The following is a 22154-nucleotide window of genomic DNA, read 5'->3' as shown; positions in this document are numbered from 1 at the left end:
ATCTGAGGCTTTCCATTGTTAGTAATCAATATGATTTAACCAATCTTCCTCCTTTAACAACTCGATCAACTGAAAGTCAAGTTGATATCCTCGTCCCCAAAAAGTTTGAATTGCTGATTGATCTAGATTCATCTTTGAAAATTTCGTTTTAAGTCTCGAAGTAATGGATGAAAGTGATGCTAATTGCGAATTGCTAATGGATTCTCCCCAAACTCTTTCACAGATCTCTTCTCTTGTTACAACACGGTCTTCATTCTGTAAAAGAGCAGACAACACCTTCAATTCGTTTTTTGAAAGTCGATTTAAAATAGACCGAACCTCCAGTCTATTCATAGATAGCTTTCCTTTTCCATATTCCTTTGCTTCAACGATCATTTTTTGATTAGCTATGCCCGTCTTCGATGTCGATTTCAATTGAGCTAGTCGTTCCCGCAACTCATCAATTGAATCATTGGTTGTGATCAGACCAGATACGATACCTCTCTTGTAATAGTCCGCTTGTTTGGCAGCTTCTTCATTTTCTACTTTTCGAATAATATGATCGGAATATCCTTTCAAAACAGGACCTAAGTCATCAACTTCTGATTCACAAATAGTTTCACTTAAAATAATATATTGAAAGAAATGCAAAACATCTAAACCTTCTCTATTTTTACTACAGTAATCAAATAGTTTAGTTGAACTAAACACTTCATAATTCAACGACTGCAGTTTTCTCTGAGTTTCCTGATCTGATAAAATATTTCTAGTCAAAATCAATACTTGATTCATTTTTTTCTCTCCTTTAGATAGATATTCACTCCTAATGACCGAATAATTCATATATAGAAAAATAGCGGACACAAGAAAGAGAGCCGAGAAGCAGGACGTCATGACTTTGCTTGCACCGCTCTCCCAAAAATTTATTAGTACTCTTTCCTTGGCATCACAGAAACTTTAGGATACTCATAGCGACTCTTCATCTCTTCAAAATCATGAACATCATCGTGCGCCAAATGATCCACACGACTTTTTAGTTCTTCGTAAATGCTTAGAATCGCTTGGCGGGATTCATCAACTTCATACGATACTTCTTTTGCTCGTTCTTGAATCGTTTGTAGCTCACTTTGCGATTCTTGAATAATTCGTTGGGCATCAATCTTCGCTTTTTCGACCATTCGATTGGCCTGTTTACGCGCAGAGATTAAAACTTCACCGATTTCATGCTGCGAATGAATAGATTCTTCCTTCAATTGATCGTTTTCTTTTTGAAGCATCATAATTTCATGCTGAAGCTCTGTCACCAGTTCTCCTTCGATCACCGCATTTTGATGGTTTTGATCGTCGATCAAACGTCTCATTTGTTCTTCTTTTTCGCGTACTTGTTGCTCCTTATTGAAAATAGATTGATTCAATTGGGTAATCTGTTCTTCCTTATTCGACAAATCTGCAGTTAGTTGATTCACCTGTGTTTCAAGATTTTGAACTTTTTCAAAACGATGCAGCTCTTCTTCTTTTTGTGTCAATGTCAATTCATGATATTGCTGCTTGGCTTCTTTTAATTCAGCTTCCACTCCCTTATAATTCTCCAATAGATCTTTCAAAGTTTTAACTTCATTAGTTGCTTTCTCTAATTGAATCTTATGCTCTCCTGAGGCGGATTCCTCTGTTAAACGCTGTATTTCTTGACGACTTCGGCGCACTTCTGTTTCTAAATCTTGAACTTGACGGCGCGCTTCAGCTTTTTCCTCTCCCGCTCGTAGAATAGATCGCTTATATTGTTCATTCTCACGAACTAGACGTTGTTTCTCTAATTCATTTTCTTTCTTTAACCGCTCGATTTCCTCTTCTTTTTCTGTCAATTCATTCTTTACTTTCTCAAAATCGTCGGAAAATTTCTTTCCTTGTGGAACCGATTTAACCGGTTCTTGTTCGTCATACATCACCTGTTCCTCAGGAACAGAATTGATTTCATCAATGATATTCTTATTAAAAAACCAACCATTCTTTTTTTGTTGTGTATGCATGTTAGCCACTCCTATCTTCTTTTTCTTTCCTTAGTCATCTTCTTGAATTAATGTAAACTCTTCATCTGGTTTGTCTCGTGAGAATGTACAGCTATATGTTTTTTTCTTGTTCTTATCATTCATCAGATTCATTTGGAATGTGATTTGTGTCAATTTTGAAACAGCCTTTGCTTCTTTTGCAAAAGCTTTGATATTGTCTTTGATCTGTTTGCGGTTATCCTCACTTCCAGAATCACCTGCTAATGCAATATTTAATGTCTGGCTTGGAATATCTAATACGATCAATGTGGTTGATAATCCAAAGTACGGACTTACTTTCGAAGATATGTCACTTTCTATTTCGTATTGCCGTTCACGATTTTCTTTCGAAAATAATTCATCCCATGGATACTCCTTCAAGCCGATCCCTTTTGCAGGATAGGCTTTGATGGGCATTTTTGTGATAATTTGTTTTTGTTCTTTTTTTAACGTGTATAGTTCATCTTTTAATTGATTACTTCGATCCGTGACCACCTGCAGTTGCTCTTCCAATTGAAAGAGACTGTAAGTCGTTAATAATAATCCCATGGCTAGAACTATTGCCACTATCAGTAAAGCCGATACATGTTTTTCTTGTTCTGCTTGCTTCACATAATCCAACTTACGTTGGAAGGAGACTGGGGTATTTGGTGGCAATTGAAGTCGTTGTAATTGCACCTTAATAATCATTCGTCGAAACCAAACAATCAGTATGACAATGACCAGTCCCACGCTAATCCAATTAATGATCAAACGTTCTCTATCCTCTCTCTTTGGTTTCGTTATCTAGTGATTCATTCGTCTTTCTAACTACTATTTAGAAGCACCTAAGGTGTCTCTTGCAAAATTTTTTCTCTACACATGTTACTACTGGAATCAAAACAGTCGATTACCTTCTTCTTGTTTTTTCTTTTTGATTTCTTTTAATAACGTTCCATTTGAGAGGGATTCCACCTTAAATTCCAACTCATCATAAATGGAAAGAACACTTTTTCTAGATTCAGAGACCTCGATCAGAATTTTTTTTGCTCGATTACCAATTGTTTCCAGCTCTAGTTCTGCCGAATTGATCATATGTTTCGCTTCTGCCTGTGCCTCTTCAATTGTTCGATTCGCTTGTTTCTTGGCAGAGATTAGAACTTCTCCAATTTCTTGTTGCGATTGCACCACTTCTTTTTTTAATTGCTCATTTTTATCAAGTAATTCTTTCACTTGTTCCTTTGTTTGAAGCAATTCCAAACTTTCTTCTTCTGATTTTTGTTCTTGTAAATCTGATAATTCCGCTTGTGCATTTTCCAGACGATGTTCTAATGTTTCTTTCTCTGCTTCAAGCTCTTCCAGATGGGCCATTTTCTCTTCAAATTTCGAAATCTCTTCATGGGCATCAAACAAGGCGCTATTAAGTGCCTCTTTTTCGGCCACTAATTTTTCCACATCTTCGGTCATCTCTGTGGACTCTTGCTCTGGTGCTTCTTTTACCTCTTCTTGTGTTTGTCCTTGTTCGCCAGCTTCCATTTGTGAATCCTCCACTTCTAATTGATTGTTCTCAATCAATCGTTCCTCTAAAAGTTGATTTAATTTTGTTTCATTGTTTTGATAGGCTTGTAGCTCTCGGTCTTTCTTTTCGATCAGCTCAAGTAACACGTCATTTTCTACTCTAAGCTCTGCCTTTTTTTGACTTTCTATTTGATGTGCTTTATGTAACTGTTGATGCGTATCTTCCAATATCTTTTTTTCAGATACTAATCGCTGTATTTCTTTTTCTTGCTCGTTTATTCTTTCAAGATTTTTTGTAAATTTTTCCAACTTTTCTTGGTTTTCCAGAGCTTCTCTTTTGAGCTGCTCCACTTCTTTTTCATAGTCACTATTTTTTTTTTGAGCTGACTGATAGTCTTGTTTCAGCTCTTCGAGCTCACTCATTAGTTCATCGATCGGGACACCTTTTTCTGCTTCCAACTCTTTCAACTTGTTCGTTAATTCTTCACGTTCTTGTTCCTTTTCTACTAACTGTTGTTGAAGGGTTTCCAATGTTTTCTCGATCGTCACTTTCTCTGTTTCTGCTTCTTCCAATTTATGTTTCCAATGCTCGTTTCGATCATTCAATTCCTCTTCAAAGCGAGTTTGTTCAACATCTAATCGTTCTTTTAATTCTTCTTTTTCGTTTTCCAGTTCTTGGATATGAATCAATCGTTCTCTTTTTAACGTAGCCAATTCTTCTTCAAGACGTCTAATTGTTCCCATCAAAACAATTTCCTGTTCTGAAGATCGCTCCTTTTTCTTTTGTTCATCTTCTGTCTGAATTTTTTGAATCTGTTCTTCTAAGACATTGATTCGTTCTTGATTCTTATGATTGATTCTGATCCATTCATCCCGTTCTTTTATCAATTGATCTCGTTGGAAAAGTGTCCGATTTAATCTTTCTTGTATATCCAAAGGGTCCTCTAGACTGTCTAACTTCTCATTGAAGCGCTCTTCCGCTTGTAACTCTTCTTCTGAAATTTCATTGATAAATTCCTTCAACGCATCGGTTGAAAGCCATCGTCTCTTTTTCTCTGCCATTTAGCCTTTCCCACCATCGTTCTTAAGATTCTGTTCGGAAACATTCATTTTCTTGAATGACTCTCCCGGTTTTTCACGTGAATAATTGACATTGTAGATCACTTTTTTTGATTTACCGACAGAGGTGACCATTCGCACATGTATGTCTGTCAATTCTGGTATTGATTCTGCTTCTTTTGCAAAAGCTTCAATATTTTTTTTAATCGCTTCTTTGCCTGTATCATCCTCTGTTTGACTCTTCAGTTGAAGCGAGATTGTTTTAGGTACAGCTAAGGAAACCGTCGGTTCCACAGCACCAAAAAAGGAAATTGTTTGCTTTGAAAGATCGTCTTCAATCTGCTTCTGAATGGATGAATCCTTGCTTTCTCCTATTAGCTTTTTCCAATCATAGTCTTTTAGACCAATCCCTTTTTCTGGATACTTTTTCAATGGAATACTGGCGGCTAATTGTTGTTGTCGTTGCTCCAACACTTCGATCCTATCTGTTAGTTTATTCGTCTGCTTTTTCATCTTTTGATTTGTATCCACCAGAATCACTAGGGCACTGACAATTATTACTATCGTGACTCCCAGCAATAAGCACCCACGAATTAACGTATGAATATGCTTTTCTTGTTCGATTTTCTTCACATAAGTCATCTTTCGTTGAAACAAAGAAGATTGTCCTTCTTCTCTTTGAATAGCTGAAAAGCGTCTATCCAGATTAATGCGCAAGAGCATCAAAATGATCACTCCGATAGCTATGGTGCCACTCACTATTTCCAAAATTTCTACTATCATGTTCTTTCCTCCAGCAGGTTTTTCTTTCTCATTCCGTTTCCGCCTGCTTTTTCAATAAAGACGGGAGGTGAAATTGAACGGTTCCCTCGATATTTCTTTTTTGAACAAACCCAAAGGTTCGACTATCTTTCGAGACATCAATGTGATCTCCTGTTGTAAAGTAGAACCCTTCGGGAATTTTTGTTAGGTCCTGAAATTCTTCTGCTACAGCTGGCGCTAATTGAAAGGTATAAGTTGTTTCAAAATCTCCCTGGGAACCAATGCTTAAGACCATTCGATCATTACGGATAAACATGCGATCTCCAGGTAATCCGATGACTCGTTTAACGAACTTGCCACTTTCTCCTTTAACAGAAAAAGCGATCACATCATACCGCAAGATAGAGCCTTTTCTTTTTACTAATACCATGTCTTTTTCTGATAATGCTGGCTGCATCGACGTACCTGAGATTGGGTGGAAACTATACTCTTTGCGTGCAAGCATTCCCGTTCCAATCAGCGCAATCAGAACCAATAGCGTTAATATAGTGAGTATCAGACTTTTTGCGATCGAACGCTGGGGCAGTTTTTCTACCTTTTCTTGACGTGATCGAACAGTTGCCATAAGTTACAGTGCTCCTTATACACTAAATTGTCAGAAACTATCTGACTTATTATTCACTTCTTCATTCGATTATTTTGCTTTGATGTAGGAAACTTGATCAGAAGTTGCTAGACTGCTATCGATCACTCGATAAGAAATGATTGTTCCACCATAGACATTTCCTTCGGAAATTAAGATTCCTTCTGGTCGAACAACTTCCACAAAAGCCACATGACCATACCGAGCATCAGAACCTGCGACTCCTGGTTTGAAAGAGATCAGCCAACCCGCTTTTGGTTTTTGACTGACTTCATAACCTAAGGCTTTTCCCTTAGTTGCCCATTGTCCGCCATTGCCCATGTAGTCGTCCACAGTTTTTCCTAGTTGATTGACACGGTTAAAGGCATACCATGTACATTGACCAACAGGATAAGATCCTGAAGCATTATAATCCACCCCATTGTAGTCTGGGTATTTCATACGGCTACGGTACTCTTCTGGAATCTCATCTTTGCCCTTAATAAAAACTCCTGAGTTACTCTCAGTGGTTTTTACTTGGTCATATTGTGTCAAATGATACAAGGCAATTATAGAGTTTAATTTTTTTCCATATGTCGTATCTGTCGCGTAAGTACCTGTCAATGCATCCGTTGTACGAAGATAGTTCTTAGCTTTTGAACGCCAAGTCTTTTCGTAATAGCTAGCATTTCCCGAGATACCTCCACGCAGAAGTTCCACATAATCCCCTAATGACGCCGCAAAATTTGGATACTTACGAAATGCTGAATTGATGGAATACAGTTCACCGTTGCCTCTGTCTTCTTGTGTGGCCATTGAAATTGATTGGCCTTGGTATGAACCTTTTACACCGAATAGATTATGATTTGGTGGTAAGGATAAACCACTCGTACCAGAACCACTTTCTAATAGTGCTTGGGCAATCATTACTGAAGCGAATACGTCGTATTCCTGCCCCAATTTCTGCGCATCTTCGCCAACTTTTTCAATGAAGTTTTTCGCACGTTCATTTTCCGTAAAATTCATAGCTGCCGGGTAGTCTTTTAATACTTCTTCACCATATTCCGTCAATGTCACTTCTGGAGTTTCTTGAACCAATAAATCCTCATCTAAATCAATGGATTCAACTACAACTTGGCGTTGTGTTTCTCTTTCTTCTGAGTTCGCTAATGTCGTTTCTTCCGTTGATCGCTTGTTTACTCTCTTTGTTTTTTCTCTCTTTTTCACTTTTGTAGCGCCAGTGCCCACTTTCATCACTTTTTCTGGCGTAACAGATTCACTGGTGGTTTTGTTCTCCGTATCCGTGGTTTCCTCTGTCACTTCAACATCGTTCACAGATAAGTAGTAGTCTTCTCCAATATAGATACCGAGTAAAACCGTTTGGTCCTTCTCTTTTCGGTACAACAAACTACCAATTTGAAGTTCCTCTGGCATCTTTTTTGGTGTTCCAGAAGGTTCAATTGCATACAGCTCTTTATAAAGAGTTGTTACCAGTTGCTTCACATCGTAGGTTTCTTCTTGTTCAATCCCCACTTGCTTAATCCCTTCATAGATCAATGCTCCATGAGCTTTTTCTTTCAGTCGGCTCAATAATGGCAACTCAAACCCTTTTAGGTCAGACTGAGCTACTCCAGTGGCTTTTAACTCGCTTGGCAAATTCAAGGTACTTGTTTCTGAAAATGCTTCTGGAACAGTTGGTGTAAAGGTTGGATTTGCTTGAACACTTGATACATTGGGCGTCACATTTGTTGCCGCAGCCGGTGAATCTGGTACCGTCGGTACCGGTGCAGGAGCCACTGGTTGTGTTGGTTTACCTGTTGGCTGACTGGTTGACGGTTGCGTTGGTGCCACACTACTCGGTGTTGTTCCACTTGGTTTTGTACTGCTTGGTGTTGTCGTACTTGGCTGTGTCGGTTTCGGTGTTGACGAACTTGATGAGGTTGTCCCTGTACTGGAAGAGCCACTTGAATTCGACGAACTACTCGAAGAACTAGAACTTGACGACGGCACCGCTGTACTTGGATTAGTTGACGTGTTACTCGTACTTCCTTCAGAAGGGGGCGCTTCTGAAGACACAGTGCTTTCTGGATTTCCTGATTGTTCTATCGAAACACTTGGCTCAGCCATCGGTGTTTCGCGCTCAGCTTCTATGACAGGTCCTTCACTTTCCACAATTTCTTCATTAACTGAAGAAACATTATTTTCGGGAACAGAATACGTACTTTCTGTTGTTTCAGTTTCTATGATTGAAGGAGCGCTTCTATTTAATTCTCCGGCTTTTAATGCGCCGCTTCGTAAACTTGCTATGCCACCTATCAATACCAAAATGCCAAAAACACCTATCATTATCTTTTTCATGAATTGAATTTCCTTCCTGAATTTAACTTAAACGCTCAAGCATTGCAGTCTCTACGCTCTTTTAGCGAATAAGACTGAAGAATAAAATGGGTAATAGAAAGAAGAGAAACATCGGAACCATTGTTTGAAGCGGTTCTGAAACAAATTTTGCAGCGATCAACATTGCGAACTGCGTAAAGGGCAAGACTCTTCGCTCTTTTAAAATCTTTCCAGAAGATTCTTTTTGGTCGTTCTCTTTGATTTCTAGTTGTTTCAACAGCTGTTCATTTGCTCCATTGATGGGTTGGACATCTGTCAATTTTCCTTGAACTACGCGACGATAGATTGTACCAATATCCCCTTCACATCGAAGCAAAGTTATGGTCTGTTTGCCGTCCTTAGTTTTCGCATCAATATAAGAAACTTCCGTTTCTTCAATCACCTTATTCAATGAAACATCATAGGTATAGATATCTTTAAAATCTGTGGCATAAATCTTATCACCAAGAGTCAACTGCTTAATTCGATGAAGCAATACGTCTGTTTCAAAAATATTGTGTGCCAATAAAACATAATTGCCTTTTCCGAGTTGTTGATCCGACCGATAAGTCGCCGCACCTGTCAACAGGTTTTGATTGGCGATCCCAGCTAAAATAGGCAGATCAACGTCAACCTTTGGGATATTGAGTTTTCCTATCCCCCAATTATTGGTGGTCTCAAAACTATTCCCGCGAGCCTCCGCGTAATTTGCGACGTTGACACTCGCGATCTGTTTCTCGGCATAATTTGCCCGGTTGATTTTATCTAAGTTGAAAGTACTCAAGGTTTCACTTTGCCCAACATCCACGGCTCCTAAAGAAGTATCTTCTTGCATCTGAACATAACCGTAAGCCGCTACTGCCAGTACCGTCATCATGGCAACAAAAATCAACACGAAATAGATTTTCGTTACTCTGAATAAGCGGCGCAAATTCTTCCGTGCTTTGTTTACCACAAGCGGATTATCGGATCTGAATCGTTTGACATGGAAACGATAGATTGTGATTAACACGAGGAATAAGAGTACATTTATAATAATGGTTGCTAACACAACGTTCTGATAGCTCCATAAATTTCGTTTGTTAATTTTTTGTTTTTGAGCATCTTTATAAGGAATACGATGGCCATTTACTAATAACCGATAGGTATTAATCCCCGGCGGGGTACACGTTAAGAGCGTCACCATATCCTTTCCAGGTACGATTTTTACTTTTTCTGCTTCACTAGGTAATATTTCCTCAAAGGATTCAATTTGATATGCCAATCGTTTCCCTAAAATATTGATGTAGAAGATATCGCCTTCCTCTAAGTTTTTTATATCTGTAAACAGGATCTGGTTTTGAACACCGCTATGGCCTGTAATTACAGCTCGTGTGTCTTTGCCACCTATCGGTATCGATGATTGTTCTAAATGACCCAACCCTTTATCCAACGTTTTAAAGGAAGTACCATGATAAAATGGCATTTGTTTGATATCGATCCCGGGAATATCGATCGTTCCCATAACACCAGAATCATTTTTGATAATATTTTTGTAAACCATGGGTTCTGTATGTTTTCCTTGTTGCTTTTCAAAAATATAGTTGTTGTAAACCTTAGCTAAGTTATATTGTTCCTTTTTCTCTTTCGCCGACATTTTTTTAAGGGCATTATCGTATGAGGTGCTTGCTGCACTGCGTTCACGATTGGCTAGATAATTTCCAACAATCGGATACATCAATACAATGACGCCAGCAACAATCATAAAAATGGCAAAGCTCATAATAAAGGTATTTCGCTTATTATTCGGTTGTTTCTTCATGCTCAGCCATCCTTCTATTTCGCAAATTTATGAAAGAAAGAGCAACCCCTGATGCTCGAGTTGCTCTTCTTCCATCAAAAATCAAACTTCTTTGTTTTCATGACCCGAAAGCCAATCAACGTCATGATCAGAATGAAGCTCAAAACAAGTAATAATGAGTGATAAGAACCGATATTTCCACTGGTTTGTGGTAATCGTTCGTTTTTCCCAGTAGCATTTCTAGTCCCAACACCTTTCGTTTTGTCTATCGTTCCACCCGGTGAATCACTTTTTGTGATAACACTAGATTTCGGGTACAGATAGACCTCATTCAAGGCTTCTCCTGTTCTTTGGGGTAAAGGAAGCTCTAAGATAACTGGTTCCATTGGTTTTTTTAGCAACTCATGGTCCTTTTCTACAACTCGATATGTTCCTTGAGCCAGATTTGTCACACGAGCTAAACCAGCGTCATCCGTTGTTACTGTTGTGGAGAATGCCGAATCCCCAATAACGGGTTCAAAATCAGTTGTCCCTTGAACAGGTGAGACACGTGTGATCTCATAGGAAACCCCTTTTAGGGGTTCAAGAATCTTTCCGTTCGTATCTTTGACTTCTCCTGCTTTAGTTCCGTCTAGCGGTAACTGGTTTTCCACGATTTGCGGATCTTCTAATCGATACTTGACAATTGAGATTGAGTATCCCTCAGCAGTTTCATCGGCTTGAACTGATTTCCCGAATAAACCGAATGTTCCAAAAATCAGGAGAAAGATAAATCCTAGTTTGAAGAACTTGTTCATTTACCTTCCTCCTTTCCTCTTAGGCATGCGATAATACCAAAGCATGTAACCAAAGCCTAGGATAAGCGCACCGCTTGCAGCTAATAAAATAGCAAACATTGGTCCATTTCCACCAGTAAATGGCAGATCTGCTTTCTTATCGTCCTCTTGGTAGACCTTAATGGTTTGATTTCCTTCTGTTATCGTGACTTTAATCGGTGATTTGATCAATTCATAGCCGCTAGGCGCTTTGGTTTCTATTAGAGTATGCTCTCCAGGAAACAGCTTCACAAAATTCAAGTAACCACTACTATCTGTTGTTTCTGTCGCAAAAGGAGTCTTCGCATCCCCTTCATAGACTTCAAACTCAGCATCTTTTAATGGTGTTCCTGTTGCTTTTTCTGCCTCGCTTAGTTTGCCATCTTGATTTGCGTCAATGGCAGTACCTGTTGCATACTTGAATAGACGAATTGTGGATGGCCGAATTAAACCAAGGTTGACATCTGTGACATGATTCTTCGAATCTGTCGCACCCAAACCAGCAACTTCACTTAGAATTGGTTGCTTATACTCTGGCGTTTGATAAGACTCCTTATCTGCTTTCGAATTCTTTGTTGGATCCGATCCTTCCAACTGTTTAGTGACGCGCACTTCTCGTTGGATCACTTTGTCTCCAATCGTGAATTCAGCAACATACTCTCCTTCTGGAAGGTTTTCAAACAGGTACTTCCCATTTGCGTCTGTTTTCTTCAGTGAATTTCCGGAGGCATCAATGAATTTCTCACCAGTTAAACTTTCCTTCACTAATTCTTTCTTATAGGTAGGTACTTCAATACTGGTACGGTATAACTTCACAGGGATATCTTTCGCCCATTCCTCTGCACCACCAGCAGGTTTGTTTCCGATCAATCCATCTAAATTATCGTCATACCAAGCTACTCCTGATAGATCACGCCCATAAACTCGCACGCCACTTGGAACACCTTGAACAAATTTATTCAAATGAGAATTCATGGATGGGGCATTGACGTATTTATCACCGGCTTTTTGACCAGTGGGCCTCAAGGTTAGGGAAATGGACATGTCTTTTCCTTGATCTAGTTCATCGTATACTGCCATTATCGCTTTAGCGTTTTTCAATTCCGACATATCAGAACCTAATTTGTACCATCCAGAAGTCAACATAATTGAATTTGGATCAGTATTCGGTAAGACAGGATTATTCGTGTACCAAATAGTCCCTTGAACCCCTCCTGGTAATTGTTTCACTTCAGTCAAAGAATAGCTCCCATTAAAATCAGTGCCTCTTGCATCACCGTTATAAGGCAAAACATCTAATACCTTAACATTATCCATTGGGAGAGCCGAATGATTTTTGAACGAGACTGTATAAGTGAAATCAGTCGGATGAGAATCCGTAGGCTTTGCAGGGTCGATTTCATTTCCACTTTCAATTTGCGGTTTATCTACAACCTTATCGACAACAATCACTCCAGAATTCGTCACAGTGACCCCGGTAGTACTCGTTCGGAAAGTTTCACTGGAATTATCTCGAACACTCTCATCATCTTCTAGCCAAACGTCAGAAACTACTTTTCCGTTCAATTGAGCTACATTGCTCATAAAATCAAGCTTTGAGGAAATAATACTAGTACTAAAAGTAATCGATGGATTGTAAGTACTTCCTTCAGCCATATAATCTAATATCCACTTCAGAGTCCATGTCCCATCTTTATTTTCAACCATAGAGGAAGGATCAGGTAATGGTTCTCCTTTATAATCCTTAGCAGTTCCTTGTGTATACTGAGTTGCTTTAGGGATAGTTACCTCGAACTGTACTTTATGATTCTTCTCAGACCCACTTTCCACTTTTCCATCCACTGTCCATTTCACAGGTTCATCCGGTGCATAAGTTTTCTTATCTGTAAAGATTGTTGGTCGGATAGTCAATGGTGCAATATATAAAGTGTCAGCCCAATTTCGCTTTGGAGTCTGAGAGCTAATTAATTCACCATCGCTTGAATATTTAGTAGGTTTATAGGAAAGATCGGCATGATAATTGGGAGCATATTTACTAAGCTTTCCACCTGAATAGACAAAAATATTAGTTAATAACGAGTTTGGGGCCCCTGATACATCCGTAGCCCCTACTATTCCCACAGCTTTTAATGGAACAAAAATACGTGGAAGTATGTAGCCCGCTGCATCAATAATATTAAATTCTGTTTTTATCGCAGAAATTTTGCCATTATTTTTTGCTTCTTCTGGAGTTTCGTACCAAGCATACTCACTTTCTATCTCAGCATCAGTTCTAATATCTTTGTCAGGAGATGCAGAACCAACACCATAATAGTTTTTTTTGATTTTTATTCCGCCTACCCAATTATTAACACTTCTAGAAAAATCATACTCAAAACTATTACTATTCCATCTCCCATATAACACGCCTGTATCTGCGCTTCCATCAGTAACTGAAGCGTAGATAGACGCGAAAAGTTTATTCCCTTTCGCGGTCGTACCATCTCCATTACTGGAATAGTGTCGTACTTGATTTTCTACAGGAGCCGAACTCAAACCTGCTCCATTCTTATCCTGAAATGCAGAAAATGCTTTTATTGAACCAGGCCACTCTTTATTCCAACTCAATTTTAAATCTGAAGAAATCTCTTGTGATTGACCTTCATATTTTATCTCTTTTACAGATAGAACATAATCCATACTAACTGAAGCAGCACCTGTTCCAGCTTTTGATTCTAAATAATCTGTTGGCAAGCTAACATGCATAGCGGTAACAGAAAACGGTTCTGCATTACTTCCCATTGGTGTTCCACTTAAGAAACTTTTATTTTTTCCAACACTAACTGGCTTATAGTCGTTATTACTTATTTTTATTGAGTTTTTTGTGGTTACATTTTCTACTTTAGGATTTCCAGTATCATAAATACCGATAAGGGCATTATGAGCCTGATTTGGGGGATAAATTTTCCTTGTGTAACCTACTGGTGCTTGTATGCCTTGTCTACTAACAAAATTGAAGTTTGCACTATATTTTGAATACTCAGGAGTCAGGACTTTTGCTGCACCCATATCAGTACCTGGCAATCCATCATAGGCAATTACTTGCACTGGATCTGTATCTGTCCCTATTCCCAATTCACTAGTAGTTTTATTTGCATTATACAGTTGCTTTTGGTCAATCTCATATTCAATACCACCTACTGGATAAGTCGACCCTTTTATCAATGTTAGGTCAGAACGTCCAGGTAAAGGTTTTAATTGTGCGTAAGCAGCAACATTTGTTACTAGCGTATTAGGCTTATCTTTTGTTTGAGTTACCTTTTCAAATGTTGAAATTTTATCTCTAGACCAAGCAAGCTTCACGTCAACGTGCGGTTTTGCACTAACGAGTGCTTTGGTTTTCTCTTTCAATACAGGTGCGACAGTTCCATCAATCTCCTGATTAATATCTACTGTATCCCCGTTACTTAAAGTAGCTTTTTCAATCGTCAATTTAAAATTAGGTTTTATTTCCTCACCGTTCACTCCACCATAAACTTCGACAGTTTCAGTAAAAAATGCTTCTGCTGTTGCCTTTTCTGCCGTTGCATAAGTGGTACGGACTGATTTCTTTGTCCCACTTCCTGTATCAACCAACGTACCATATGCAAATTCAGCAGTTTGTCGAACCTGTCCAGAGGAGTCTTTGCGCCAAGCATCTGGTAATTCCATATCTAATCGAACTCGAAGAGATAGATATTTATTGTCAAAATTAGAAATTCCCATTGTTACTTCATAGGTGATTTGATCAAACGTTCGAACATAATCATCGTTTATACTTTTATCGTATCCAGGGGCCGTTTTTGTATCGAATGGTGCTGTCCCAGTAAATTTACCAACATCAACTCCTACTTTAAAAGGATCAGTCAAACTAATCGTTTGTGGATCAGTCTCTGTCTTTTCATTCGTAACTTTTGATTGTTCCTCTTTTTTTGTTGTCTCTTCAGATATAGGTTCTTGCTTGGTTTCTGGTTGTCCATCTTCCGACTCAACTTCTGAAATTGCAGGCATCTCTTCTGGTGCTTTTGTTAATTGTTCTGTTGATTGAAATACTACAATCGGTTGTGTCCTATTTGTATCTTTCAACGACTTCAGATCGACGGATTTTTCTTTCTTTGTCAAACGAGTAAGACAAACACGCTGCTCTTGATCTTTCTCTAGTTCAAAATAGAAAGAACCTTTCCCTTCTTCTTTACGAACCTGGTAATATGGAAGTCGTTTATTTTCTTCTTTTATGCTACTTTCCTGCGAGGCTTCCTGCTCGTCCTTTTCGGAAGAGTTGCTGCTGGATTGTACCGTTTTTACTCTGTCTTCAAATAGTTTCAGTGCGTCACTCTTTTTGAAATCGGAAGAATCCAACTGAGGGTACGCAATTTCTTGTCCCTCTTCATTCAAAGGGACAACCGAAACGGTATCATCATACGGTATCTCAAAAACATCGGTATCTTTCGCCTTCAAGGTGAGTTCGACAGTTTCTTTGTCCGTCTCCAAAGAATCCTTTTCTACGGCTTTTTTATCTACTGTAACACTGACCAACGGGTCAGGTGCTGATGCTTTCAGGGCTTTTCCTTGGTAATAGAAGAAAAGAACTCCTATTATCAACACGACAGGAAGAAGGAGGGGAACCATGCGTTTTAATTGAATCGGTTTTCTCATCGTCTTCCGTTCCTTTCCGTTGTCCTTTTAAGAGACAATCTTTCTGTTGTTGAACACTTTATTTTGTCCAACAGATGGATACGAAGGATGCCAGTATTAGGCGATCCTTCGTAAGCAGTTTGTGATAAAAGCTTTGTCATATGTGTAATTTAGTACTTACACTTGACGACGTTTCTTTTCAATCGCCATTGTTGCTGTACCAATAGTAATTGCTCCTAATGCAATGACGATCATCAATGTAGTCCCTGCACCCCCGGTAAATGGAAGGTCTGTTTCCTTTTTATTGACGATATCTAATTCAACTTTTGCATCATCCGCAGTGTCTAATGTAACCGTCACTTTTATTGGATCTTTCACTAATTCATAGCCCTCTGGCGCTTTTGTTTCGACTACCCAGTAGTCTTTTTTAATGGCCTCATGAGCCCAAGTAGCTTCTGATGGAATATTTGGATCTTGTTTGCCATCACCATTACTATCGGTAAACCATTCTAAGGCTAAACCATTAAATTCGGCTTTCCCTGATGCATCCGATTTCGTCGTCAATAAGCTAATACCTGTCGGTAACGCCGGTGTAGTCGTTCCATCATCATTTAATGTGTAAGATTTTCCATCAGATGCCAAGAATTTTTTCGCTTTCGCATCGTCTTCACTCGCTGCAATATGAAATTCTGCATCTGCTAAAACAGCTTTTTTTTCATCTGTTTTCTCAATATCAAACCCACCATCAAAGTATTCTGGATTCTTTTCACTTTCTTCTGTCACAGGCTCTTGACCAGGAATTAAGTAATCCACACCATACTTATTAGCGATCGTGCCATTAAAATCTTTGTTAGTGGTTACTTTATACACAACTTGCAAGTGAGTATCTTCATCTAAAGTAACTTTTTTCATCCCTGCTTGCGTTAAGCTCACCACAACATCTTTTTTGGAACCTTCGGTTAAGTCTTCTACTTTATTTGGTGCTGTAACTTTTGTCCCACCTAACGTCACTTCATATTCAGTTCCGTTTGTTAATTTTACAGGGGTTCCTGTTTTATCGATGGCATACACTTCCACATCTTGTAGTAACAAACGTTCGTCTAAGCTATCGCTTACTTTGAAGTAATTCCCATACACTTCATCACCAGCTGCTACATTGATATTTGGCAGTTTGTTCGCTGGATTTGCTGGATCAACAACATCTGTAATAATCATGTCTTTATCTGCTTTGAAATATAATCCGGCAGGTAATTTTGTGGTTGCTTCCCATTGGAAGTCATTTCCAGCTTTGATCGAGTAGCCTTTTCCGCCTTCGATCGTTTTATCCAATTCTGTATCTGTGACGATATTTTTTGGATAGACATGCACGTCGTAGATCAATTTCCCTGTATCATCCCGTTTCGTTTGTGGTAAATGAACAAAGAATGGATCCATTGGTTTATTGATTTTCTTCGTTTCACCATTTTCATTTGTATACGTATAATCACCGGAAACGGAATCTTTAATTTCTCGTACTAAGTAAATCCCATCGGCAGCTTTCCCTGTTCCGACATCAAAAGTCAATTTACCATTAGCATCGGTTTTCCCTTTAATAGAAGTGAAAGAAGTGTCTTGTTCCCATTCTGTTCCTTCTTTTTGTTTCACTGGATCTGTTAATGAGGCATTGCCAATTGCTTTGACTTTAATAACTTCAAAGTTCACGTCTTTCATTAATTTCTTACCACCTAGATCAGGAGCTTTACTTGGATCTGGATTGGTTCCATCTCCTCGTCCCCCTAGTTCAGACGAGCTCTTAATTTCATATTTCCATACAGTGATCGAACGTGTCGACGTATTATCAGAAACCGCATTTGAACTAATATTTTGTTCTGCTGCATAGGCTACATGAATCACCGTTCCTACGCCTGCTGATCCTGCCATTGTTAGTACACCCAAAGCCATTGCTGTTTTACTTATCCATTTTCTATTCATAATTTACTCCTTTATTCTCTGCTATAGTTTGTTTCATTTCGTTGAAATCAAAAATAAGTGAAACTATGATTGCCGCATCTCTTCACTTATTTCCCAATACTCAACTGGATTTTCTTGGTCTCTCATTTGGTATTGGAGACGATTGACTATTTTGTATATCTACCAGTCGATAAACATACCTCCTTTCAAAGGTCCTTCATCCATTGTTTCCACTATCTTTTTCTCTCGCGTGAGTATTGATTAATTTTTTTTAATAGAAAAAACAGGTCAGCTGATTTTTATCGATAAAACATGATAAAATGACTAAATCTGACGAGAAAAAGAAGCCCTACGGGTTTCTTGGAATTACTGAGTCTAAGAAAAGTTCGATAATCGGGAGTAACTCAATGTTTTAGAAACATACTTGACGGTGAATTGACGGAAAATAACTTTTTTTCCTCCGTTTCTAAATCTGAGATTTCTCTCATATCTACTCGAATGGAAGAATTTTTGAAGGAAAATGGTCGAAACGTATCAAAAAAAGAAGAAGTGTAAATGAAGCGCTTTCTTTGGGAAGGCAAAAAAAGGGGGAGGCTAGGAAGTGATAACGTTCGTTTTTTTAATGATTGTTAAGCAAATTGTTGTTCCATTTTGGCTATCAACTGTTCTCGTTGCTCGAACAACGAGTCCACATAGATATCTAAGGTCGTCTTGGCTGAAGAGTGGCCCAATAAGGAACTGATCGAAGCAATATCACCTTGTACTTCCATGCAGCGTGTCGCAAAGGTATGACGCAATTGATGGAAATGAACACGTCCAATCGCTGCTTTTTTTGCAATTTGTTGAAAATGATAACCCAATAAGCGTGGCTCTGCTGGACGTCCGTTCTTCGTAAAGAGATGTGACTCTCCTAAATGCTGCGCTTTCCATTTTTTCAATAAACGAATGAGTTTACTAGACAGGGGAACACAACGCTGCGAAGCAGAGGTTTTTGTCTCTCCTAAAACCAACGATGTCTTTCTTCCATTGGCTGATGGCAATTGGACACGTTGGTAGGTACTTTCTACGTAGAGTTTTCGCTTAGAAAAGTCGATATTTTCCCAAGTTAATGCAGCGATTTCTCCAATCCGAAGACCAGTATGCAACGCAAGCAGGGTAGGCAAGCCCTCTGGGGCTTTGTTTGCGGCTTTTTCTAATCGCTTTTGTTCACTCGAAGACAAGGCATTGATTTTTGTTCGTTTAACTTTGGGTAAGACGATTCGATCGCAAATATCTTCTAGTAAATACCCCTTCTTGTGGGCGCTCCCTAGAGCTCTATTTACCACTTGAAAGATACTTTTTATCGTAGAAGCAGATAACTGATCGTCTTCTTTCCAGCGAACGATTAATTCGCGAATGGTGTCATTCGTACATTCAGACAGTCTTTTTCCTCCTATGTGTGGCAACACATAGCGCTGGATTTTGTACTGATAAGTGGCATACGTTGAAGGCTTCAGCTCTTCTTTACGAAATGCTAACCAGTCTGTGGTCCATGAAGCAATCGTAGGATCCATCACTGATCGTTGTTTCTTACGTGAAGGTTCGGTCTGCTTTAAGGGAAGCAACGCTTGACGGACCTCCTTATAGGTATACGCATAGATGTATCCGTAATGAATAGTTCCGTCGGAACGATACCCTCGAATGTATCGTCCCTCCCAGCGACCATCTTTTCGTTTATAAATATTTTCTCCTCGTCGACTCATAATTGTTCATTCCTCTCCAATAATTTTGACGGCGAAATTGACGGTGAATAAAAACAAAGGGATAAATAATGTTTTCGGTCAAAAAATAGAGTTATTTACCTACTATTTTCTAAAAAAAAGATCTTTATTAGCTTGACATTGTAGTTTAAAATGATTATTGTTAATCTATAGTGAGAATTAAACGTTATTTCAAGTAAATAAAGGCAAAAAATTATCCAGTTTCTTAGACTCAGTAATTCTAAGAAACTGGATAATTCCGTGTCAGTACTTATTCAGTTGACGTTTTGTAGTATATAAGAAATTTACCCAAAAAAATCTTCATAATATTAGTTATAAAAAAAATATTGTGAATATTCTTTAAAAAATAAGCTTCCTTTCTAAACAAAAGGAAGCTTTTTATATTACCCTTTTCATTTTTTAAATATCTACAGTGTCAGAAATCAATCTAGCAGTTGCCCCTTTTTCACTTGTTTGTTCTTCTTCAATTTCTGCTTGGAGTTGAGCCGCATCTCCTATTTTTTCAGTAATCAAAAGTAAAAGCTAACATATGTTCTCTTCTGTTCTTACTTTTTTCTCTACGATCGCTTGGCACAAGTAATAAATTTGATACGTTTGTTCAAACAACAGAAGATATTGTTCAGCTTGTGCAACTTCTTTTTCAAGTAATCGTGAATTGATTTGTGAGAACAGCTGATGATAAGCCATAAATTCTAAATGATACACCGAGGTCGCAAACAAATCCCAAACCTTTCGATTTTCTATCAGCATATGAGCAAGTTTATCCGACCACTTTTGGATCTCTCTTTCTAATTTCATTAAAACAATCATATTTTATTGGCATTCTGTTTTCACTCTCGAATAACAGAATAAAATGCAATATCCAGTAATTCTCCGTTGGGTGTTTTTGTTATATATTATTCTTGCATCTATTGTAAATTAACCAAAAATTTTATTACAGAGCAAGTGTAATTAGTAACGCCCACCACACAATCATACATAATAGCATTTGAATTTTTAACATCCTCTGTGTCTTCTTCTCTTCTCGTAAAATTCAATTGTCATTTGGGTGATTGATTTTTGATGTAAATATAATTTTTAGAGATTCAACTTGAATGGTTGAGCCCATTCCTAAATTATAGTTCAGATTAAAACACTAATAAGAGATGATTTGTCTTAAAATAGTGGATATGCCCTGCAAAGACCGTTATCTTCACGTAGTTTCCTGTTCTTTGTGTACTAAATATAAATTAGTAAAAGTTTCATAAATCAGTGCACGTACCTTTTCTTCCGTGAACTGAATTGTAGAAGCAGCTTGTAAACAAGAAAATCCATGTGTAAACAACCACATACTTTCAGAATATGACAAACAAATTCATATGGAACGTTATAGCATTCCTAAATTGATTGTAATGTCCGCTCATAATCTACAATGATTTCATGTAAAAAGTCGGCAGTCCCATTTCTTTATTCCAGTCTCTCATAAACAATAGTCCAACAATTTTGTTTCATTTTTAGCAAAACGAAAGCACTCCATTCCTAACTCTCTAAAAGGTAACTCTGATTCAAAAACTTTTTTCGCATATTCGTTATATTTTTTTCAACATTCAGTATTTCTGATCTAACTTCACTCATGTCTTTAAAATCTGTGAAAATCAGACGTGAGGAAAAGTGCCTAGTGCAACCGACCAGTCCTTTAGCTATGACACCATCAATTCCTTCTGATTTAACAATACTTGATCCAGTCATGGTTATTTCCTCTTTTGTAGACTTTTGTTTCTTGGGGTTATTTACTTCTCTCTTTCTGTAACGAACGTTGCGTAACGTTCATTGCGTTATCCTATCCTGACTCTCTTTTATCAAGTGACTTTACAAATATTTTCTAAGAATGTGTCGTCTATCTTAATTATCGGCAATAGTCATTCGAACTTGATTTTTCTTGCTACCCAATAAATTGTATTCACCCATGAAGAGTTGGATATTATTTTACCAAAGGCAGTATTCTTCTCTCACTAATTGTTTATGAAAATATTTCGAATACATTCTTTTAACTTTTATATGTGAAACTTTTTCAAGAAAATCATTTGGATTTCAAGAAGAAAAACCATTGGATCGAATACGGAATTTTATAGGACAATCCTAGAATTGAATGAAATACCTAAAAGACATTGACAAATGATACAAACAAGTTTACATTATAGATACATGATGTATGTATTTGAGAAGGTTGAGTGATCATGGCAAGAAATAAGTATCCTGAAGAGACGGTTCAAAAAATATTAGATGTCTCGTTGAAGCTTTTCATGGAAAAAGGTTTTGAGGAAACGACGGTGCTGGATATCGTGAATGATTTAGGCGGATTGACGCGTGGAGCTTTCTATCACCACTTCAAATCGAAAGAAGAAGTGTTGGATGCACTTGGCGATCGAATTTTTTATGATAACAATCCCTTCGAAAAAGTAAAAAAAGAAAAAGGCTTGAATGGTTTAGAAAAGATTAGGCAGGTTGTCAGGTTTCAACATCAAAGTCAAGATCTGCAAGAGATTAACTTGATGTCTTTATCATTAGTAGAGAATCCGAAAATTTTCACTGAGTTTTTTGAAAGCAATCAAAAAGTAGTTGCACCGTTGTTTGAAGATTTGATCCGTGAAGGTATTGATGACGGATCGATCAAAGGTGTAAAGTATCCGAAAGCCTTTGCCAGCTTTTTCGTCTTGATTACTGATATTTGGTTAGTCCCTTCGCTCACCTCTGAGTCCCATGAAGAGCTGCTTGAAAAGCTATATTTTGCAAAAGATACTTTCGAAAAATTGGGTGTCCCTATCATTGATGACGAAATGCTTGAAGGGACTAAAAAATTGATCAATCGTATCTAAA

At 38.1% G+C, this 22154-nt stretch carries 14 protein-coding genes; 1 reads left to right on the top strand and 13 read right to left on the bottom strand.

The features are described 5' to 3' along the window. Nucleotides 1–18: 18 nt before the first annotated feature. The 13 genes from IGI67_RS00210 to IGI67_RS00150 all read right to left on the bottom strand — a co-directional run bounded on the left by IGI67_RS00210 (nt 19) and on the right by IGI67_RS00150 (nt 20096). Nucleotides 19–771 carry a helix-turn-helix domain-containing protein gene (locus IGI67_RS00210; RefSeq protein ID WP_429956381.1) on the bottom strand — a complete coding sequence of 251 codons (753 nt, stop codon included), beginning with the start codon at nt 769–771 and terminating at the stop codon, nt 19–21. Nucleotides 772–905: 134 nt separating this feature from the next. After that, nucleotides 906–2006, bottom strand: coding sequence for a hypothetical protein (locus IGI67_RS00205; protein WP_429956380.1), 1101 nt, complete (start codon nt 2004–2006; stop codon nt 906–908). A 30-nt stretch (nt 2007–2036) separates the two neighbouring features. Then, complete coding sequence (locus tag IGI67_RS00200; protein WP_429956379.1) at nt 2037–2777, bottom strand: hypothetical protein; 741 nt, start codon at nt 2775–2777, stop codon at nt 2037–2039. Nucleotides 2778–2900: 123 nt separating this feature from the next. After that, the gene (locus IGI67_RS00195) at nt 2901–4583 is read right to left on the bottom strand and encodes a hypothetical protein (protein WP_429956378.1); all 1683 of its coding nucleotides are present in this window, start codon (nt 4581–4583) and stop codon (nt 2901–2903) included. Further along, a complete protein-coding gene (locus tag IGI67_RS00190; RefSeq protein WP_429956377.1) occupies nt 4584–5363 on the bottom strand; it encodes a hypothetical protein in 780 nt (259 codons plus the stop codon). It abuts the gene before it with no gap. Between the two features lie 28 nt (nt 5364–5391). Then, complete coding sequence (lepB, locus tag IGI67_RS00185; protein WP_429956376.1) at nt 5392–5967, bottom strand: signal peptidase I; 576 nt, start codon at nt 5965–5967, stop codon at nt 5392–5394. A gap of 69 nt (nt 5968–6036) precedes the next feature. Beyond that, nucleotides 6037–8322, bottom strand: coding sequence for a glucosaminidase domain-containing protein (locus IGI67_RS00180; protein WP_429956375.1), 2286 nt, complete (start codon nt 8320–8322; stop codon nt 6037–6039). A gap of 61 nt (nt 8323–8383) precedes the next feature. Then, complete coding sequence (locus tag IGI67_RS00175) at nt 8384–10141, bottom strand: class C sortase (RefSeq protein WP_429956374.1); 1758 nt, start codon at nt 10139–10141, stop codon at nt 8384–8386. Between the two features lie 74 nt (nt 10142–10215). Continuing rightward, nucleotides 10216–10917: a pilin N-terminal domain-containing protein gene (locus IGI67_RS00170; RefSeq protein WP_429956373.1), complete on the bottom strand. Its 702-nt coding sequence runs from the start codon at nt 10915–10917 to the stop codon at nt 10216–10218. Then, entirely contained in the window at nt 10918–15609 is a 4692-nt protein-coding gene (locus tag IGI67_RS00165) for a SpaA isopeptide-forming pilin-related protein (RefSeq protein WP_429956372.1), read from the bottom strand. A 156-nt stretch (nt 15610–15765) separates the two neighbouring features. Next, complete coding sequence (locus tag IGI67_RS00160; RefSeq protein WP_429956371.1) at nt 15766–17559, bottom strand: SpaH/EbpB family LPXTG-anchored major pilin; 1794 nt, start codon at nt 17557–17559, stop codon at nt 15766–15768. 608 nt (nt 17560–18167) lie between these two features. Continuing rightward, nucleotides 18168–19280, bottom strand: coding sequence for a tyrosine-type recombinase/integrase (locus tag IGI67_RS00155; protein WP_429956370.1), 1113 nt, complete (start codon nt 19278–19280; stop codon nt 18168–18170). 540 nt (nt 19281–19820) lie between these two features. Next, entirely contained in the window at nt 19821–20096 is a 276-nt protein-coding gene (locus IGI67_RS00150; protein ID WP_429956369.1) for a hypothetical protein, read from the bottom strand. Between the two features lie 1418 nt (nt 20097–21514). On the opposite strand from IGI67_RS00150, the gene IGI67_RS00145 reads away from it, so the two are divergent. Next, nucleotides 21515–22153: a TetR/AcrR family transcriptional regulator gene (locus tag IGI67_RS00145; protein ID WP_429956368.1), complete on the top strand. Its 639-nt coding sequence runs from the start codon at nt 21515–21517 to the stop codon at nt 22151–22153. The last annotated feature ends 1 nt before the right edge of the window (nt 22154 follow it).

The sequence above is a fragment of the Enterococcus sp. AZ196 genome (genome assembly GCF_050498845.1).
GTDB lineage: Bacteria > Bacillota > Bacilli > Lactobacillales > Enterococcaceae > Enterococcus_A > Enterococcus_A murrayae.
Note: the sequence above shows the minus strand (reverse complement) of the source record. Positions and strands in the feature narration are given on the sequence as shown.

Excerpts from the sequence above, each read along its gene's own strand:
- IGI67_RS00210 (WP_429956381.1), bottom strand. The coding sequence starts at position 771 with ATGAATCAAGTATTGATTTTGACTAGAAATATTTTATCAGATCAGGAA.
- IGI67_RS00205 (WP_429956380.1), bottom strand. The coding sequence starts at position 2,006 with ATGCATACACAACAAAAAAAGAATGGTTGGTTTTTTAATAAGAATATC.
- IGI67_RS00195 (WP_429956378.1), bottom strand. The coding sequence starts at position 4,583 with ATGGCAGAGAAAAAGAGACGATGGCTTTCAACCGATGCGTTGAAGGAA.
- IGI67_RS00190 (WP_429956377.1), bottom strand. The coding sequence starts at position 5,363 with ATGATAGTAGAAATTTTGGAAATAGTGAGTGGCACCATAGCTATCGGA.
- lepB (WP_429956376.1), bottom strand. The coding sequence starts at position 5,967 with ATGGCAACTGTTCGATCACGTCAAGAAAAGGTAGAAAAACTGCCCCAG.
- IGI67_RS00180 (WP_429956375.1), bottom strand. The coding sequence starts at position 8,322 with ATGAAAAAGATAATGATAGGTGTTTTTGGCATTTTGGTATTGATAGGT.
- IGI67_RS00175 (WP_429956374.1), bottom strand. The coding sequence starts at position 10,141 with ATGAAGAAACAACCGAATAATAAGCGAAATACCTTTATTATGAGCTTT.
- IGI67_RS00170 (WP_429956373.1), bottom strand. The coding sequence starts at position 10,917 with ATGAACAAGTTCTTCAAACTAGGATTTATCTTTCTCCTGATTTTTGGA.
- IGI67_RS00165 (WP_429956372.1), bottom strand. The coding sequence starts at position 15,609 with ATGAGAAAACCGATTCAATTAAAACGCATGGTTCCCCTCCTTCTTCCT.
- IGI67_RS00160 (WP_429956371.1), bottom strand. The coding sequence starts at position 17,559 with ATGAATAGAAAATGGATAAGTAAAACAGCAATGGCTTTGGGTGTACTA.
- IGI67_RS00155 (WP_429956370.1), bottom strand. The coding sequence starts at position 19,280 with ATGAGTCGACGAGGAGAAAATATTTATAAACGAAAAGATGGTCGCTGG.
- IGI67_RS00150 (WP_429956369.1), bottom strand. The coding sequence starts at position 20,096 with ATGAAATTAGAAAGAGAGATCCAAAAGTGGTCGGATAAACTTGCTCAT.
- IGI67_RS00145 (WP_429956368.1), top strand. The coding sequence starts at position 21,515 with ATGGCAAGAAATAAGTATCCTGAAGAGACGGTTCAAAAAATATTAGAT.